This window comes from Bradyrhizobium sp. 31Argb, from assembly GCF_043638955.1.
Classification (GTDB): Bacteria; Pseudomonadota; Alphaproteobacteria; order Rhizobiales; family Xanthobacteraceae; genus Bradyrhizobium.
Genome location: NZ_JBEGDB010000649.1, coordinates 1 through 860 on the forward strand (window position 1 = coordinate 1; position 860 = coordinate 860).

At 59.8% G+C, this 860-nt stretch carries 1 protein-coding gene; it reads left to right on the top strand.

The window, feature by feature from the left end; genetic code table 11:
• Positions 1 to 207 precede the first annotated feature (207 nt).
• Positions 208 to 860, top strand: a 653-nt coding sequence (locus AAFX91_RS42070; protein WP_394570398.1) for a hypothetical protein, incomplete at its 3' end; no start/stop codon positions are given.

The following is an 860-nucleotide window of genomic DNA, read 5'->3' on the forward strand; positions in this document are numbered from 1 at the left end:
TACGCTATCTCTCCACATCGTCTCCGACCACCTTAGGTCCATCTTGCAATTGCGAGGACATGCGTTTGCGCGCGACTCATCTGATCGGCTCGGCATGCGCGTCATGATTGCAGTAGTTGCCCGAGGCTCACTTTGGCAGGAAGGGGACTGTCATCGGCACTCTTCCGATTCGGAGGCGACATTCCGCTTCAGGGCCGAGAAGAGCGCATGATCGATCTTCCCCCCTATGACGGACGTGATGCTGCCGCAATATCGCGAATTGCGAGCCGTCTTCCGCTTGCTTTCAGTCTCGCCGGCATCGAGGTGCAGGCGGTCATGTCCGATTCAGCCCATCGACACATTCCGGCGCCAAGTTACATCGTGGTAATGAGTGTGCACGGCCACAAAATCCGCCTCGCATTGGGGGCAGTGCTCCTTCCGCAGCTGGCCATAGAACGGTGGCCGGAGATCACCACATTGCCTCCGGGCCACGGCCTGGGTGAGATATTGTTTGATATCGTTCTCCAGGATCTGGCGATCGAGGTGGAGCGATGGTGCGGTCAGCGGCCGACCTGGTCCTGCTCCGACGTCGCGGCCCCGCGTCCTTACGCGTTCAAGGTCGTTCGGCTGGAGCGTCCGAACGACCTGGTCGGTTTGGTAGAAGTCGATGGTGCGGGGCTGCAGTGGGTCGCCGACTGTTGCTTCGACCTGCCGGTCGTAGCCGCAGCGCTCAATGAGCTTCCGCTTCTTCTGGATGTGCGCATTGCTCCCATCAGCCTTGCCTTGGCGGAAATACAGCGACTTGCGCACGGTGACGTAATCCTGCTCGAAAACCAATCGGTGGGCAATGATGGCGCGATGACTGTTGTCGCGCACCTCTC